The organism is Lichenihabitans sp. Uapishka_5, from assembly GCF_033947565.1.
Lineage (GTDB): Bacteria > Pseudomonadota > Alphaproteobacteria > Rhizobiales > Beijerinckiaceae > Lichenihabitans.
The window spans coordinates 12,599-28,849 of record NZ_JARPVX010000025.1 but is presented as its reverse complement, the minus strand read 5'-3'; the positions used below and the strand labels follow the sequence as shown (position 1 = coordinate 28,849).

General features: G+C 63.3%; 12 protein-coding genes. 7 read left to right on the top strand and 5 right to left on the bottom strand.

Annotated elements, in window-relative coordinates; all coding sequences use genetic code 11:
• The first annotated feature begins 6 nt into the window (after positions 1-6).
• From kdpC to P7D22_RS11260, 4 genes are all read left to right on the top strand, one after another.
• Positions 7-609 carry a potassium-transporting ATPase subunit KdpC gene (gene kdpC / locus P7D22_RS11275; protein WP_319934331.1) on the top strand — a complete coding sequence of 201 codons (603 nt, stop codon included), beginning with the start codon at positions 7-9 and terminating at the stop codon, positions 607-609.
• Positions 610-689: 80 nt separating this feature from the next.
• Complete coding sequence (locus P7D22_RS11270; protein WP_319934330.1) at positions 690-3,422, top strand: sensor histidine kinase KdpD; 2,733 nt, start codon at positions 690-692, stop codon at positions 3,420-3,422.
• The gene (locus P7D22_RS11265; protein ID WP_319934329.1) at positions 3,388-4,104 is read left to right on the top strand and encodes a response regulator transcription factor; all 717 of its coding nucleotides are present in this window, start codon (positions 3,388-3,390) and stop codon (positions 4,102-4,104) included. The genes P7D22_RS11270 and P7D22_RS11265 overlap by 35 nt, the downstream gene beginning before the upstream one ends.
• Positions 4,105-4,607: 503 nt before the next feature.
• On the top strand, positions 4,608-5,687 hold the full coding sequence (locus P7D22_RS11260) for an SDR family oxidoreductase (protein WP_319934328.1): 1,080 nt from the start codon (positions 4,608-4,610) through the stop codon (positions 5,685-5,687).
• A gap of 41 nt (positions 5,688-5,728) precedes the next feature.
• On the opposite strand, the gene P7D22_RS11255 is transcribed toward P7D22_RS11260, so the two are convergent.
• Both P7D22_RS11255 and P7D22_RS11250 read right to left on the bottom strand, forming a co-directional pair.
• Entirely contained in the window at positions 5,729-6,382 is a 654-nt protein-coding gene (locus P7D22_RS11255) for a 3-oxoacid CoA-transferase subunit B (protein WP_319934327.1), read from the bottom strand.
• Positions 6,382-7,119 (bottom strand): CoA transferase subunit A, encoded by a 738-nt coding sequence (locus tag P7D22_RS11250; RefSeq protein ID WP_319934326.1) that lies wholly within the window; start codon positions 7,117-7,119, stop codon positions 6,382-6,384. The genes P7D22_RS11255 and P7D22_RS11250 overlap by 1 nt, the downstream gene beginning before the upstream one ends.
• A gap of 687 nt (positions 7,120-7,806) precedes the next feature.
• On the opposite strand from P7D22_RS11250, the gene P7D22_RS11245 reads away from it, so the two are divergent.
• On the top strand, positions 7,807-8,007 hold the full coding sequence (locus P7D22_RS11245; RefSeq protein WP_319934325.1) for a hypothetical protein: 201 nt from the start codon (positions 7,807-7,809) through the stop codon (positions 8,005-8,007).
• 126 nt (positions 8,008-8,133) lie between these two features.
• On the opposite strand, the gene P7D22_RS11240 is transcribed toward P7D22_RS11245, so the two are convergent.
• Complete coding sequence (locus P7D22_RS11240; protein WP_319934324.1) at positions 8,134-8,931, bottom strand: hypothetical protein; 798 nt, start codon at positions 8,929-8,931, stop codon at positions 8,134-8,136.
• 889 nt (positions 8,932-9,820) lie between these two features.
• On the opposite strand from P7D22_RS11240, the gene P7D22_RS11235 reads away from it, so the two are divergent.
• On the top strand, positions 9,821-10,630 hold the full coding sequence (locus P7D22_RS11235) for a ferritin-like domain-containing protein (RefSeq protein ID WP_319934323.1): 810 nt from the start codon (positions 9,821-9,823) through the stop codon (positions 10,628-10,630).
• A 37-nt stretch (positions 10,631-10,667) separates the two neighbouring features.
• Positions 10,668-11,576 (top strand): ferritin-like domain-containing protein, encoded by a 909-nt coding sequence (locus P7D22_RS11230; RefSeq protein WP_319934322.1) that lies wholly within the window; start codon positions 10,668-10,670, stop codon positions 11,574-11,576.
• A gap of 134 nt (positions 11,577-11,710) precedes the next feature.
• On the opposite strand, the gene P7D22_RS11225 is transcribed toward P7D22_RS11230, so the two are convergent.
• Both P7D22_RS11225 and P7D22_RS11220 read right to left on the bottom strand, forming a co-directional pair.
• Positions 11,711-12,631, bottom strand: coding sequence for a ferritin-like domain-containing protein (locus P7D22_RS11225; protein ID WP_319934321.1), 921 nt, complete (start codon positions 12,629-12,631; stop codon positions 11,711-11,713).
• A 250-nt stretch (positions 12,632-12,881) separates the two neighbouring features.
• Positions 12,882-16,181 (bottom strand): glycosyltransferase, encoded by a 3,300-nt coding sequence (locus P7D22_RS11220; protein WP_319934320.1) that lies wholly within the window; start codon positions 16,179-16,181, stop codon positions 12,882-12,884.
• Positions 16,182-16,251 lie beyond the last annotated feature (70 nt).

Genomic DNA, 16,251 nt, shown 5'->3' with positions numbered 1-16,251 from the left:
ATCCACATGCTGAACCAGCTCCGCCCTGCCATCACCCTGATGGCGCTCTTTTCCGCCCTGACCGGCCTCGCTTATCCGCTCGCCGTCACGGGCCTTGCCCAACTGGTCCTCACAGGGCCGGCGAATGGCAGTTTGGTGTCGCGTGACGGCACCGTGGTCGGCTCCAGCCTCATCGGCCAGGTCTTCACCAGCGACCGCTATTTTCAGGGCCGCCCCTCGGCAACCACGGCCCCCGATCCGAAGGACAGCAGCAAAACGGTCGAAGCGCCCTATAACGCGGCCAACTCGGCAGGCTCGAACCTTGGCCCGACGTCGCAGAAGCTTGTCGATCGCGTGAAAACCTCGGTCCAGGGGCTCGGCGGCGCCCCGGACAAGCCCGTGCCGGCCGACGCGGTCACGACCTCCGCCTCCGGTCTCGACCCCGATATCGCGCCAGCCTATGCTGCGTGGCAGGTGCCGCGGGTGGCCGCCGCCCGCGGATTGCCGGCCGACGCCGTGCAGGCGCTCGTCGCGGCCCACACGGCACACCAATTCGACGTGCCGATCGTCAATGTGCTGGCCCTCAACCTGGCTCTCGACACGCTGGCGCAGGGTTCTGGGCGCCCTTGATGAAACCCGAACGGGAGATAGCGGCCGCTTGCACCATCAGGGCCGGCAGGAGGCAGCGATGACGGCCGGGTTGCGTGCTGATGCTGCCTGATTTGCCCAGCCGCCGCGATCCCGACCGGCTGTTGGCGGCCGCCAGGCGGGATGAGCGGGGCCACCTGAAAATCTTTCTCGGCGCCGCACCCGGCGTCGGAAAGACCTATGCCATGCTGTCGAATGCCAAGCGCCTGAAGCTGGCGCATCTCGACGTGGTGGTCGGCCTTGTCGAGACGCACGGGCGGGCCGAGACCGAGGCCCTGATCGACGGCCTCGAGGTGCTGCCGCGTCGCGCCATGCCCTATCACGGCCGCGACCTGGCCGAATTCGACCTCGACGCGGCCCTCGCGCGCCATCCGGCGCTGATGATCGTAGACGAACTCGCCCATTCGAACCCACCCGACAGCCGCCACCCGAAACGCCACCAGGATGTCGCCGAGCTTCTCGACGCCGGCATCGACGTGTGGACCGCACTCAACATCCAGCATCTCGAAAGTCTGTCGGACGTGGTGGCGCGCCTCACCGGCGTGACGGTCCGCGAAACCGTCCCCGACACGGTGCTGGAGGCGGCCGACGACGTGGTGGTGGTGGACATCACGCCGGCAGAACTCATCACCCGGCTCAGCGAAGGCCGCATCTACCGGCCCGAAACGGCGGCGCGCGCCGCCAATGCCTTCTTCAAGCCGGGCAACCTCACGGCCCTGCGCGAGCTCGCCCTGCGCCGCACCGCCGATCGGGTGGACGACCAGATGGTCGACCACCTGCGCCACAATGCCATCGAGGGCGCCTGGCCGACGGCGGAGCGCATCCTCGTCTGCATCGGCGGCGACCCGCAATCGGCGGCCGTGCTGCGGGCGGCGAGCCGCCTGGCCAGTGGCCTCAACGCCCCGCTCGTGGCTTTGACCATCGAACGCACTGGGGCGGAGGTCACCGACCCGGACGCTCTGCGTCGCATTGACGAAACCCTGCGGCTGGCCGAGCGGCTCGGGGCCGAGACCGCCCGCCTCGCAGCCCGCGACCTGCCCGAGGCGATCCTGCGCTATGCGGGACGGGAAAACGTGACGCAGATCGTCATCGGTCGATCGGGCGCTTCGCGCTGGGCGCGGCTGCGCGGGCGGTCGCTGTCCGGCGCGCTGCTGCGGCGGGCCGAGGGCGTCGCCATCCACCTGATCACGACCGAGGCCCCGCCGGTGCGGCGCCGGCCCTACGCGTGGCCGAGCCGCCGGTCGGTCGGCGTCCGCTTGGCCGTGGCGGTCGGCTGGGTGGCCTTGGCTGTGCCGGTCGGGCGCCTTGTTGGCTGGGTGCTGCACCTGTCGGACGCCTCGATGGTGTTCCTCGCCGCCGTGCTGGGGTGCGCCATGACGGTGGGCCAATGGCCGGCCGTTGTGGCGGCGGGGCTGTCGTTCCTGGCCTATAACTTCTTCTTCGTGTCGCCGATCTACACCCTGACCGTGGCCGAGCCGCATGAGCTGTTGGCGCTTTTCACCTTCTTGCTCGTTGCCGTGGTGACCGGGGGGCTCACGGGCCGCGTGCGCGATCAGGCGCAAGCCGCCTTCGACCGCGCCACCACGCTGCAGGCGCTCTACGATGTGTCGCGCAAGCTCGCACGCGCGACGGGGCTCGACGACGTGTTGTGGATCCTGGCGCGGCAGGCCGCCGCGGCCGTATCGGGCCGGGTGCTGGTGCTGCTCGACGAAGGCCGCGCCGCCACGGTTGCCGACCTCGCCATCAGGGCGGCTTTCCCACCCGAAGACGAGCTCGGATCGACCGATTGGGCTGCGGCCCGGTGGGCCTACGAGCGCCAGGAGCCTGCCGGCTGGCGCACCGGCACCTTGCCGAACGCCCAGTTTCGTTTCGAGCCGATCCTCACGCAGCAGGGCGTCGTCGGGGTCGTCGGCACGGCGCCCGGCGATCGCTCGCGGCCACTGCCGGCGGATCGACAGCGCCGGCTCGAGGCGCTGGTCGACCAGGGCACCCTGGCGATCGAGCGGGCCCGGCTGGCCGGCGAAGCCCGTCGCAACGAGGCGATGGCGGAGCGTGAGCGTTTGCAGACGACGCTGTTATCGTCTCTCAGCCATGATCTGCGTACGCCGTTATCGTCCATCCTGGGAGCCGCCACCAGTCTGCGGAGCTATGGCGCCGCGATGAGCCAGGTCGATCGCGACGATCTTCTGCTGGCCATCGAGGAGGACGCGCGACGCCTCGCCCGCTTCGTCTCGAACCTGCTCGACATGACCCGGGTCGAGGCCGGCGTCACCGACCTGAAACGCGATTGGGTCGAAGTCGCCGATGTTCTCCGCGGCGCCGTGGCACGCGCCGAAAAGCTGTTTCCCGATCGCCGGCACGTCATCCGCTTCGGTGCCGACTTGCCGCTCGTGCGCGGCGATGCGGTGTTGCTCGAACAGGCTTTGTTCAACCTGCTCGACAATGCCGACAAATACAGTCCGCTCGGCACCGCCACGACGGTGTGGGCCGACCAACAGCGCGCGGGCGTGACGATCGGCATCGAGGACGAGGGCAGTGGCATCCCGACTCCCGACCTGACCCGCGTTTTCGACAAATTCACCCGCGTCGGCGTTGGCGATGGGCGTCCGGCTGGCACCGGTCTTGGATTGTCGGTCGCCAAGGGTGTGGTCGAGGCGATGGGTGGCACCGTCCGAGCCGAAAGCCCGTGCCGGCAGGGGCGCGGCACGTGTCTGCTGGTCTGGCTGCCGGGCGCCGCTGCCAGCATGGAGGAAGGGGTCGATGGCGGGAACCAACACGGTGCTGGTGGTCGATGACGAGCGGCAGATCCAGCGCTTCCTCCGGCCCGCCCTGACGGCAGCCGGCTTCACGGTCGAGGCGACCTTGTCGGGTGAGGAAGCCTTACGGTGCTTCCTGGCCAGTCCGCCCGAGGTCGTGGTGCTCGACCTCGGATTGCCGGACATGAACGGCCTCGCGGTCTTGGCGGAGATCCGCAAGACGTCGCCGGTCCCGGTGGTGATCCTGTCGGCGCGGGATGACGAGGCCGGCAAGGTGGCGGCGCTCGAAGCCGGTGCCGACGATTACGTCAGCAAGCCCTTCGGAGTGGGCGAACTGGTGGCGCGGCTGCGCACGGCCCTGCGGCACGCCGTGCAGGTCGCCGGCACCACGGCCGTCTACACCGCCGGCGACCTCGTGATCGACACGCTGGCCCACCGCGTCACCGTACGGGGCGAGCCCGTGAAGCTGACCCCGAAGGAATATGACATCCTCCACCTGCTGACCCGCCATGCGGGCCGGGTGCTGACGCACCAGCAGATCCTCAACGAGGTTTGGGGCCCGCACCACGGCGAGCAATTGCAATATCTCCGCGTCTTCATGGGCCGCCTGCGTCAGAAGGTCGAAGCCGACCCGGCCGACCCACGCCTGCTGCTGAACGAGCCCGGCGTCGGCTATCGCCTGGCGGCCGCCCACAAGGCACGCCTCAAGGAGGGTCGATAGTTCGCGGGCCGATCGAGGGTGCCGACCCGCACGAGGAGGCACATTTGCTGTCGTGGCCCGTGTTTCGCCATCAGGAATGTCGAAGCCTGTTGAGCGTGAAACAGCTTCGAACCTTGCGGTCGTCCTGCCTCCAGTTCGCCCGTGGGCGCCAACTCATCGCTCAAGGCAGAAGCTTTGCCCGTCGGCCGAAAGGGCAACCTTTCGCAGGCCGACTTGTTTGACGTCCTGGGAATGGCGCGAAGGCATCGCGTCGATCGGCTCACGACGTGAGACGATGTTTGGCCGCGGTCATGTGCTGTCATTGATGCTCGAACATGTGATGCACACCCCCGATTGGCTGCGGGCGTCGTGCAAACGCTCTCACGGCGGCGAGGGGTCGGCCTCGATACGCCGACCAATTTAGCGCGTTTTTGTCTTGGTGACGGACAACGCGACGTTTTCGTTTCCGGCGAGAACGAGAGACGGCCAGACCATGGTCGCGGCCGAATAACAAGGATCAACGCATGAGCAAGAAGAATGCCCTCGTGGTCGGGGTGACCGGTATTTCCGGCAGCAACGTCGCCGACCACCTCCTCGCCAACGGCTTCACGGTCTTTGGACTGGCACGGCGCCCGCCCCAGGACAGGAAAGGCGTGACGCCGGTCGCGGCCGACCTGATGGACCCTGCGAGCATCGCCAAGGCAGTTGCCGGGCTCGACATCAGTCACGTCTACTTCTGCACCTGGGCCCGCCAGGACACCGAGGATGAAAACTGCCGCGTCAACGGTGCCATGCTGCGGAATCTGCTCGATGCCGTCACGCAGACCTCGAAGCCGGACCATGTGGCGCTCGTGACGGGCTTGAAGCACTACCTCGGCCCGTTCGAGTCCTATGGCAAGGTCAAACCCGACACGCCGTTCCGGGAGGATCAGGCGCGGCTGCCGTATCAGAACTTTTATTACGTGCAGGAAGACATTCTTTACGAGGCAGCAGCCCAGCATGGCTTTGCTTGGTCGGTTCACCGGCCCCACACCCTTATCGGCTGGGCACTCGGCAACGCCATGAACATGGGTGTCACGCTGGCCGTCTATGCGGCGATTTGCAAGGAGACCGGCCGCAAGCTGCTGTTTCCGGGCACGCCGCAGCAGCACGAGGCCGTCACCGACGTCACCGATGCTCGCATCCTGGCGCGGCAGCTTGTTTGGGCCTCGACGACGCCCTCGGCCTTCAACCAGGCCTTCAACATCGTCAACGGCGACGTGTTCCGATGGCGGCGGCTTTGGGCAACGATCGGAGCTCATCTCGGGGTCGAGGTCGAGACCTATCCGGGACACCCGACGCCGCTCGAGCAGCAGATGGCCGGGATGGATGCGACCTGGGACGCCATCGTGACTAAATACGGGCTTCAGTCCTACAAGCTGTCGACCCTGGCCTCGTGGTGGCATAGCGATGCCGATCTCGGCCGCGAACTCGAAACCTTCACCGACATGACCAAGAGCCGCGAGTTCGGGTTCTTGGACTTGCAGGTGACTGAACGCTCCTTCACGGATCTGTTTGATCGATTACGGGCCGAGAAGATCATTCCGCCGGCATCGGCAGGGTAGCGCCCCTGCCGCCAAGGCTCGAAAAGGCACTCCTACCGGAGTTATGCCTCGGACGGGAGCGCCTCGACGTAGTCCGCCTCGGTCTTGGCCCGGACCTCCGCCGCCGTGACGCCGGGCGCGCGTTCGATCAAGGCCGCGGTGCCGGCCTTCTTGTCGAGCGCGAAGACGGCGAGGTCGGTGATCACCACATCGACCACGCCCGTGCCGGTCAACGGCAGCGAGCACTGGTGCAGGAATTTCGGCCCGCCCGCCTTGTCGGTGTGTTCCATCACCACCACGACGCGCTTGACCCCAGCCACAAGATCCATCGCGCCGCCCATCCCCTTGATCATCTTGCCAGGGATGGTCCAGTTGGCGAGGTCGCCGTTCTCGGCAACCTGCATGGCGCCCAGGATGGCCAGGTCGATGTGGCCGCCGCGAATCATCGCAAAGCTGTCGGCGGAAGAGAAGAAGCTGGAGGTCGGCAGGGCCGTCACGGTCTGCTTGCCGGCATTGATGAGATCCGGGTCAACCTCGTCATCGTAGGGGAAGGGACCGATGCCGAGCATGCCGTTCTCGCTCTGCAACGTCACCTTGACCCCCGGCGGAACGTAGTTGGCCACCAGCGTAGGGATGCCGATGCCGAGGTTTACGTAGTACCCGTCCCGCAGTTCCCGAGCGGCGCGGGCCGCCATCGCGTCGCGTGTCCAGGCCATCAGACGATCTCCTTCGTTGCGGCGGGGTGGTTCGGCCGCTGACGCACCGTGCGCTGCTCGATATGCTTCGCGTAGGCGTGGCCCTGGACGATGCGATCGACGTAGATGCCGGGCGTGTGGATGGCGTCGGGGTCAAGCATGCCCGGTTCGATGATCTCCTCCACCTCGGCAATTGTGACCTTTGCGGCTGTCGCCATGGTGGGGTTGAAGTTTCGTGCAGTCTTTCGGTAAACGAGATTGCCTTCCGTGTCGGCCTTCCAGGCCTTGACGATGGACAAGTCCGCCCGAAGCCAGGTCTCGCGCACATAGGTCTCGCCCTCGAGGACCTCGGTAGGCTTGCCTTCGGCCACCACCGTGCCGACGCCGGTTTTGGTGTAGAAGGCCGGGATGCCCGCGCCGCCGGCGCGAATGCGCTCGGCCAGCGTGCCCTGCGGATTCAGCTCCAATTGCAGTTGGCCCGACAGGTAGAGCTCCGCGAACAGCTTGTTTTCGCCGACGTAGGAGGAGATCATCTTGTCGATCTGCCCGTTATTCAGCAGCACCCACAAACCCAACCCGTCCGCCCCGCAATTGTTGGATATCACGGTAAGATGCTTCACCCCGTTGTCCTTCAATGCCGTGATGAGATGCTCCGGATTGCCCGACAGGCCGAAGCCGCCGGACATGATCGTCATGCCGTCGAACAACACCCCTTCGAGGGCAGAGGCCGCGTCGGAGAACACTTTGGAACGACTCATGCGCTTGCCTCGTGACGAACACGCGATTGTCGCGTCAGAGATAGGCTCCTGACAACTACGAGAATCGCAGTCCGGGATCCCATGCGCTGCAGGCTGGGTCGGACCACGACCTTATGGGCGAACTCATCGGAGACTCGACCGATCTTAAGGCTTTCGGCAGTGATCGCGAAGCCTGACTACCATCGCAGCCGCCAAGCAAATTTTTGCGTCAACTGAGACTGAGCTAAGCTAAGCTAAAGCTTCGAAACGCTGCCTGACGCAACAATCCTAATTTGCAAAATTAGAACGGGTGAACGGAATCGGATTCAATCTGCAGAGATACAGACGCTTAGGCAGATTTCCACGACCTGATCCTACCAAAATTCTAACCAAATTTTTGATCGGCGTTCAGATTTTCCTGACGTCAGCTTATATTTCGGGGGGAATAGATAGGCGCATGATCAAGCAGGTGGCAAAACGATAGCTTAACGACCGGATTTGGCCGTAACGCGACTGTCCGCTTCGGACGGATAGGGTCGCCCAAGCGGACATGTGCATACGGCTCTTTGAAGTTGATGCAATTTGAGCGAAGCGATTCTGCAAATTTACATTCAGGCTTGATTTGATAGCGTTTCAATTCAATGAGCGTCGAATCAAAACATGTTGGATCTCTCGTGCGTGCTAGCTGTGGGAAGTGTATCGATCCTGTTGATCGCCATCATGACGATGCCCTTTCGTTCACTTAGGGCTGTAGGCCGACGCTCGGCGATTGCCTCGGCCTTTGTCTTCCTCGGATCAGCGGCTGCCTTCTTCCACTATGGTGAAACGGAGGCGCATGCGCGCGGCTTCAACAGTTTTACGGAAATGCGGACGGCAACTGGTCTGGCTCACAAGCTCGCCCACCTGTGAGGCGAGCGGAGCAAGATCGCTGAATGGCCTTACTTGCTGGTGAGGCGTGCTGCGGCTGGACTCCAGAACGGCGCGCCTCAATCGAATAAAAGCCGGAATAAGCTACGAGGACCTACTCGCCTAATCTCAAGCAAACTCAGCTTCCAAAAACTTAATGACAACCTGAGCGCGATCCTCCTTTGTGGCTGCCATAACGGTTTGAAGCTCACCAAGCAGTTCTGCGAAGCGATTGAGCCTGCCATGAACGATCACGTGCGTGTTCGAGCGCACGATAGAGACAGCGACGGAGGGCACGCCCACAAGTCGCAGGGCGTGAAGGTAATCCATCCAATAATGAGCCGTATAAGGGTTCTCGGCTTCGCTGGCTGCGATGATGACGGCCCGAAAGGCATCATCGTGGTGCGCCTGGAGCGCCTGTCGAAGGTCGATCAGGCCATCAGGAGCTGACAGGCAACGAACGCCGAAGAATCCGATCTGCCGCTTGGCTGTACCGTCCGAGAAGGTTTGCGGAGCACAGGATAGAACAGTCGATTGTGGGAACCCCAGCGACGCAACCAAAGCCGCATAGCCACCGGACGACTGGCCGAAGAACAAGCAGGGCTTGTCGCCGATTTCCTGCACCAGGAGGGTATCGCGCACGTGCTGCAGATCCGGGAGCACGTCCGAGCCTTGGAACCAGCCACTTTGCAGGTCCTGGAAGTAAATGACCCGGCACGTGAGGTGACGTGCAACGGGGAGCATAAAGAAACGCTCCACGTTTCCGGCGAAGATCACGGCGACCCCCGGCTGATGCGGCCGCCCTTCAAAGATGACGCAGCCTAGTCGCTCGGCCTTGGCGTTCAGTTCTGCCACCGTGGCGCGGATGTCTTCTGCGGACAGGTCTGCCAGGGCTCCAAGCCTACGCTCGACCACGATCGCGGGCATCGGACACGCAGTTGCGTCCCGAGGCAGCAGCCGTTGCCGAAAGCGGAGCAGCGCTGGCCCTAAGCGGGACCGGAGAAGCGCCGACCGCGTCTCACCTGGGATGAGTTGGACGATGATCGAGCCCAGACGTCCGCGCATGTTCCGCCCTGCCGAAGCGATCGCACCCAGCCTGAACCACATGCGCAGAGACCTTTCATTCCGATCGCACCTCAAGACCAAGTAGGTAGGATCCGGGACACGTTTCGTCGGGCAATAAAACGATAGCCACTATGGGGCGCCCTGGACATCTCGCTTCGTCGATCGAAAAGGAATACACCGCATGTCGCCTCCTTCGATCGGGCTCACCTCCCAGTAACCTTCATAAGGGCAAGTCCAGATGCATGGTCTATGCGGGCCGCACTCGGCATAGAATAATAACGAGCAGTGCTCGCAGGGGCATGTCGATGTGGGCGGAAGCATTCGGCAATTTGCGTCTGTGTGGGTGAAAGAGGCGTTACGGCCTGAGTGACCTCGAACCTACATCAACGAAGCGTCAGTTGCCGATTGGGCCCAGGCTTTAGGTGTAAATAATACCCACGCTATAAAACGTTGAGCGTGAGCATTAAGAGACGATATCAAAGCTTACATTTGATAGTGTTGGATCATTATGACTTTGTGACGCAGTCATGCTCCTGCCTTTTCACCCACATCGCCTCGCCAAAATCTCGAATTGCGCTAGCTTCATCCACTGACCTGAACTGGGCGCTGGTGTCAGCATAACAGGTCTAGGGAGTTTCGAGACATGCCTGCAGATATTTTCCACCTTCCTGAAGGTCAAAATTCGTCGGGACGACTTCCAGGACCGGCCGACCTCGGGGCTGCTCGACGGGTGTTCTTCCAAAGCGTGGCCATGGGTCTCGCAGGCGCCGCAGTGATCGGGGCCGGCACCAAGGCCTCAGCCCAGGCGGCCGGCATCTCGGACGTCGACATCTTCAATTTCGCGCTGAACCTCGAATATCTGGAAGCCGAGTTCTACCAGCGGGCAGCCTTTGGGCGGGGCTTGCAACCGGGCGATATCGAGGGCACCGGCACACTCGGCATGGTGGACGGCGGCAAGCAGGTGCAGTTCGCCGACGCCAACATCGGCAAATACGCCGTTGAGATTGCCAATGACGAGCTCGCGCATGTGCGGCTGCTTCGTAGGGCCTTAGGCTCAAACGCCGTGGCACGCCCTGCCATCGATCTCGGATTCAGTTTCACGCTTGCAGCGCGCGCCGCCGGCCTCGTCGGTCCAAACGACACGTTCGATGCCTTCGGAAGTGACATGAACTTCCTCCTGGCCGCCTTTATCTTCGAGGATGTGGGCGTGACGGCCTACAAGGGCGCGGCGCCACTTATCAGCGATCCGGCCAACTTGTCTGGCGCAGCCAGGATCCTTGCCGTGGAGGGGTACCACGCCGGTGCAGTACGGACGCTGCTTTACGCCAACGGCTTCTACCAGCAGACACAGGCGATTTCGGATGCCCGGGACTCCCTTGATGGTTCATCCGACCTCGATCAAGGCATCGGCGACGCCAATACGTCGAACATCGTCCCGTCTGACGCCAGCGGCCAAGTCTTCGGGCGTACGCCCCAGGAAGTGTTGAACATCGTCTACCTCAACCCGAATACGCAGCCCACCGGGTTCTTCCCGAACGGTCTCAACGGCACGCTTCGCTGACATCCCCGGTTCCTGTTCCGCGAGAGGATCAACGCTCATGAGTCTCGATTTTTCTGCCCCGGCGCATGCTTCTGCCGGTCCCGCGTCACTCGACATCGTCGGCGGACGGCGGGCGTTCATAAAGGCCCTTGGCCTTGGGGTCGCCGGCACCGCCGTCATGGGCACTGTCGGCTCGACGCAGGCCTCGGCCCAAGCTTTGACTGATACCGACATCCTGAACTTCGCGCTGAATCTCGAATATTTGGGCAGCGAGTTCTATCTTCGTGCCTCCACCGGTTCCGGCTTGTCCGATGCAGAGGTGTCCGGTTCTGTCGGCACGCTCGGCCCGGTTTCAGGGGGGCGGCAGGTGCCGTTCGAAACGCGCTACCTCGCTAACTTTGCCAACGAACTCGCGGTCGACGAACGTGCGCACCTGAACACGTTACGCGGGTCGCTCGGCTCAGCAGCCATCGCGCGTCCGCAGATCGACCTTGGCGCTGCCTTTACATTCGCGGCACGGGGCGCCGGGTTGATCGGGCCGAACGACACCTTCGATGCTTTCGCCAACGAGAACAACTTCCTGCTGTCCGCCTTTATCTTCGAGGATGTCTGCGTGACGGCCCTGACAGGAGCGGCGCCTCTTCTGCAAAGCAAGGAAATCCTGTCGGTGGCGGCTGGCTTCCTCGGCGTTGAGGCCTATCAGGCCGGCGCGATCCGGACGTTCCTGACTTCCCGCGGATTCTTTCAGCAGGCAGGGCTGATCTCGGCCGCGCGTGGCAAGCTCGATGGCGTCGGATCCGACGACCAGGGCATCAGCGATGGAGCGACGGTCAACATCTCACCTACGGATGTGGATGGCTTGGCGTTCGCCCGCACTCCTCAAGAGGTCCTGCGCATTGCCTACCTGAACCCACAAGGGACTCCCAACGGGTTCTTCCCCATGGGTGTCAACGGCACGATCCGCTGAAACACCTGAAGCGCCTCTGGAAACAGAAGCGCTTCAGGTCTCCCGAATTGGCGTTTGGCGTCAGGCGGAAGCCAATCCGACATGAAAAAGGCCGGATCCAGGAAGGATCCGGCCTTTCTTGTTTTACGCAGGTGTTACCGAATGTCGCCGTTCAGCCCGTTGGGGAAGAACCCTGTCGGCTGGGTGTTGGGATTAAGATAGACGATATTCAGAACTTGCGTCGTCGTACGCTGGAACGCGATGCCCCGCTCATCGACAGGCACGAGGTTCGACGTCGTGGCATCGCCAATCCCTTGATCGAGGTCGTCCGAACCGTCGAGCGAGTCGCGGGCGTCCGAGATCGCCTGCGCTTGGCTGAACAAGCCCTTTCCGTACAGAATCGTCCGGATGATACCGGCATGGTAGGCCTCAACAGCAAGGATCCCAGCCGCGCCGGCCAGATTGGCAGGATCCTTGATCAGCGTTGCTGCACCATGGTAGGCGGTGACGCCCACGTCCTCGAAGATGAAGGCTGCGAGCAGGAAATTCGTCTCGCTCGCGAAAGCATCGAAGGTATCATTCGGACCTGCGAGACCCGCCGCCCGCGCGGCGAGCGTGAACGAGAACCCGAGGTCGATCGCCGGGCGAGCCACGGCGGAGCTGCCCAAGGCTGAACGGAGCGAATTCACGTGAGCGCGCTCGTTGCGGGCAATCTCGTTGGCGTAATTCGCAACGACCTGGGTGTCGAACGTGACCTGACGGCCGCCCGATACCGCGCCAAGTGTGCCCAGGCCGGTCACTTCGCTGTCGCTGAGGCCCTGGCCCGTCGAGCCGCGCAGATAGAACTCCGCCTCGAGATATTCGAGATTGAGCGCGAAGTTGAAGACTTCCTGATCGACGGACATTCCGGACGTCTGCGCATAGGCTGCTTTACCGCCAGCAACGCCGAACACTGCAGCCCCCGCGACGCTTAGCCCAAGGGATTGGATAAAGGCACGGCGTCCTGCGGTGAAGTCGAACGCTGGTTTGGAAGTGGACGCGCTATCGCGTCGATCGCTTGCTGCTTGATCGGACATGGGCGTTCCTTTGAATTCGTTTGTAATAAGCAAAGTTCAGCCTCATCGCGCCGATCATCGAATCAGCAAACGATCGGCCTAATGTCGCATCGTTAAGGCTATAGAAACCACAAATGCTGGCAAGCGTAATACTTGCGCCCGAAGCCATCGCCGCCGACAATATTTTTCAATCTTACCGCAGGCTGACCGAAACTTTCATCTTCGCCGCACGTATCGGCGTCTGATGATCGTCACTCTGAGGTGGTTCGAACTACGATGATACGGCTGCTAGATCGGCTTCGATGAGATCGGTCATCGTTGCGAGGGGCGTCGTCCATGGATCGATCACGGCCTTTCGGTCAGTGGCGTCCTCGGTCCAAGCCGCCATCCGTCGTGTCAATGACGCGCAGGTCTGCGCGATGCTGTCGGACACCTCCACGCCGAACTCGCGGTGAGCCGCGATGTCGGATGCGATCACATCGAGGCCCATAGCCATGGCTTGGCCGATGCCGAGGTTGTAGCCCTCCCATTGCGAGAAGCTCATGTAGAGGTCGCTGGCGGCGTAAAGCTCGGCGAGGGCTGCATCCGATGGGTTGGCATGAACGTCGAGACCCATGGCCCGCATCTCGGCGATGTCGTCCTCATCGCCGCGTCCGGCCAGGATGAACCGGACCCCCAGCGCGGTCTGCGGATGAAGAAACCCAAGATCGGAGGCGATCTCGGCATAATGGTTCACGCCTTTGTAGATACGATCCTGCGCGCCGAAGCGGCAAACGTTCAGAACCACGAACTGGCCTGTCAGCCCGAGCCGGGAACGCACATCGGCACGACGCTTCTCCCAGTCCGTCGACCAGGACGACAGGTGCGAGTTGCCGTTGCGCAGGACGAGCGCGTCGGCCCGGAACTGGCCTGCCTTGATGGTTTCCGAGATGGCGAAGACGCGTCGCGCCATCGGGGCACAGAACCGCTTTTCCCAATCCACCCCTTCACGCTCCGCAGCATCCGCGAAGAAGCGCGGCGGGGGTTCGCCATGATCGGTGAAATACAGCAACGGGAAGGCACCAAGAAACCGTCCCACTGAAAAGAAGGGATCCGTATGGGCCACCACCACATCGATGCCCTCCGAGACCGCGAGGCTCGCGGCGGCCTCGGCCGTCCACACGTCGACGCGGACGCATCCCTCATAATCCATCTCCCGGGGTCGCCGGGGGCCACCGACCAGCACGACCCAGCCGCGCGCCCGCAGGAAAGCCGCCTGCTGCTGCAGCACCACGGCAACCCCGAACCCAATGCCATGATGCGCACTGAGCAGCAGCGCGCGCCGCTGACCCGCCGACGAACGCCGCCATGGACGAACCACACGGGGCGGCGTGCCAAGCACGTCGACGGCCTGGAGCGACAGGTTGGGCGAATAGAACGGATCATCGCGAAACACGGCATCGTGCCGCTCCCGCACATAGATCGCCTCCCGCGCGTTGCGGTGCCGTTTGAAAGGGGTGTCGTCGAAGCCGCGCGACTTGGATTCGTGATGGAACAGCAGCGGCGCGCCGATGCAGATGTTGCGAAACCCGGCCTCATGGGCCGCCACGCAAAGCTTCACATCGTTAAAGGCGACGCGAAGCACGGGATCGAAGCCGCCGAACCGTTCGAAGATCGTGCGCCTCATGGCAAGGCAGGCGCCCGTCACCGCGACGGTCTCACGCGTCAGGCCCATCGCTCCGACAGGCCCGACATCGGCCGTCGCGTTGCGATGTGCGCCAACACCCTGGATGCCCAGCACCACGCCCCCATGCTGCACCGATCCATCAGGAAACAGCAGCTGGGCGCCCACGAGGCCCACATCCGCCTGACGGGCCTGACCGACCAATTGGGACAGCCAGTCACTGCGGTTCACCGTCATGTCGTTGTTGAGGAAGACCAGGATCTCGCCCTTGGCTTGCCTGGCACCGGCGTTGCAGATGGCCGAGAAATTGAAGTCGCCAGGGGCCCGGATGACGCTGACCCTTTCCTGGGTTGCCAGTCCAATCAGGTAATCCAAAGTTTCGGGGTCTTGGGACTCGTTGTCGACTACGACATAGTCGATCCGATCGGCCGGATAGTCGTTCTCCGTCCTTAAGCTGTCGAGGCACGCCCGCAGCAGCTCCACGCGATCTCGCGTCGGGATGATGACGGACACGCGGGGAAGCGTGGCGTCGACGGCGGCCGTTGAGGTGAGGTCATCGACGGCCGATGGCCAGCGTCGCGCGGCGCTCTTAGGTTCTGCGATGTCATGGAAGAGGATGAATGGCGCGTGAGCAACGCCTCCCGGCTCAACCGCCAACAACACTCTGGCCCAGGCCTCTTCGATGGCTCCCGCCATGGCGCTGACAATGGCATCAAGAAGGCCGGCCCTGCCGCGATCCGTCATTACGACGGCGATCAAACGACCAGCATAAGGCTGCTGCCGCATGAACGCCGGGGACATATCGGGCTGGAAGCTCGGCTCGACGCGCTCGCCGGACGCTTCCAAGCTGTCATGGTCGCAGTAAGCGGCCGTGCCTCCCGTTTGTTTCAGCATGGCCGCGAAATGGCTCGCCGCATGCGGTCGAACCAGGACGGGGCCGCCGCAAAGAAGCATTACGGTGCCTGGCGCGATGGCGGAAAGGATCTCCGCGGTCTCGGAAGCCACGATGCTGGGCTTCCCCTGCGCAACCGCGACGCAGTTGTGCCAAGCCGCGCCCCCCACATCGGCGCCGCGAAGCAGGTAGACCGGCGTTGCGGCATCGACGCGCTCGCTCCAGGCGGCGACGATCGCTGCGATGTGATCGCAACCGGCCGCGGTCACCACGTGCACCGCCACGATGCGGCACGGCAGGGCCTCGGCTTCGTCCTTTAACCGTGAAATATCGGCCGGCGTCAGGGTGTCGAACGCGTCGATCCAGCGCCTGTACCTGGGGGCACCCATGGCCGCATAGCCCCGCCGCGCGCCGATCCGGACATAATCCTCGATCGCTGAGGCATAGCGCTCGATATAATGAGGGTAGGTCGACCGATAGAATTCCGAGTCGAACAGCGGTCCCGGGTCTCGAAGCTCATTCGCTCCATTGGCAACGAAGTGCTCCAGCAACCGAACGTTCTTCCCCGTAAGATCGGGGTTCCGGGCCGCGTACCACGCTTCATCGAAGAGGCCGTGGTGCTGGAGCAGGTATTCGAAGGACGGGCCGTCCTCCGGCAGCAACGCTTCCCTTTCGGCGAGCGGAGCGGTCAGCAAGCGCTCCATCACATCATCCACGGCCGCGTCCCGCGCTCCGGGATCGGCGGTGAAAACCCTGCGCAGGCTGATATAGGGGGACGGATCGCGCGCTTCGGTAAAGCCAAACTGGCGAAAGTGAACAACCGGATGGGCGCCGAATTGGGCCACTTCAGGATAACGGAACAGGTACCATTCGGCATCGAACAGGCCATGCGTGAGAAGCGCATCGTCGGGAACAACCGGGCCGGGCTCTGGCACAGGATGGAGCGGGGGCAGGTCGGCACGCGAGGTCCGTCGCGGCAGGCGGGACAACAGGGACTTGGCAGCCGACCACTTCATCGTTGAGATCCTGGCCCCCATGCGAACCGACGCCCATTGCCGACCATAGGGCCGGTCACAAGACAACCAA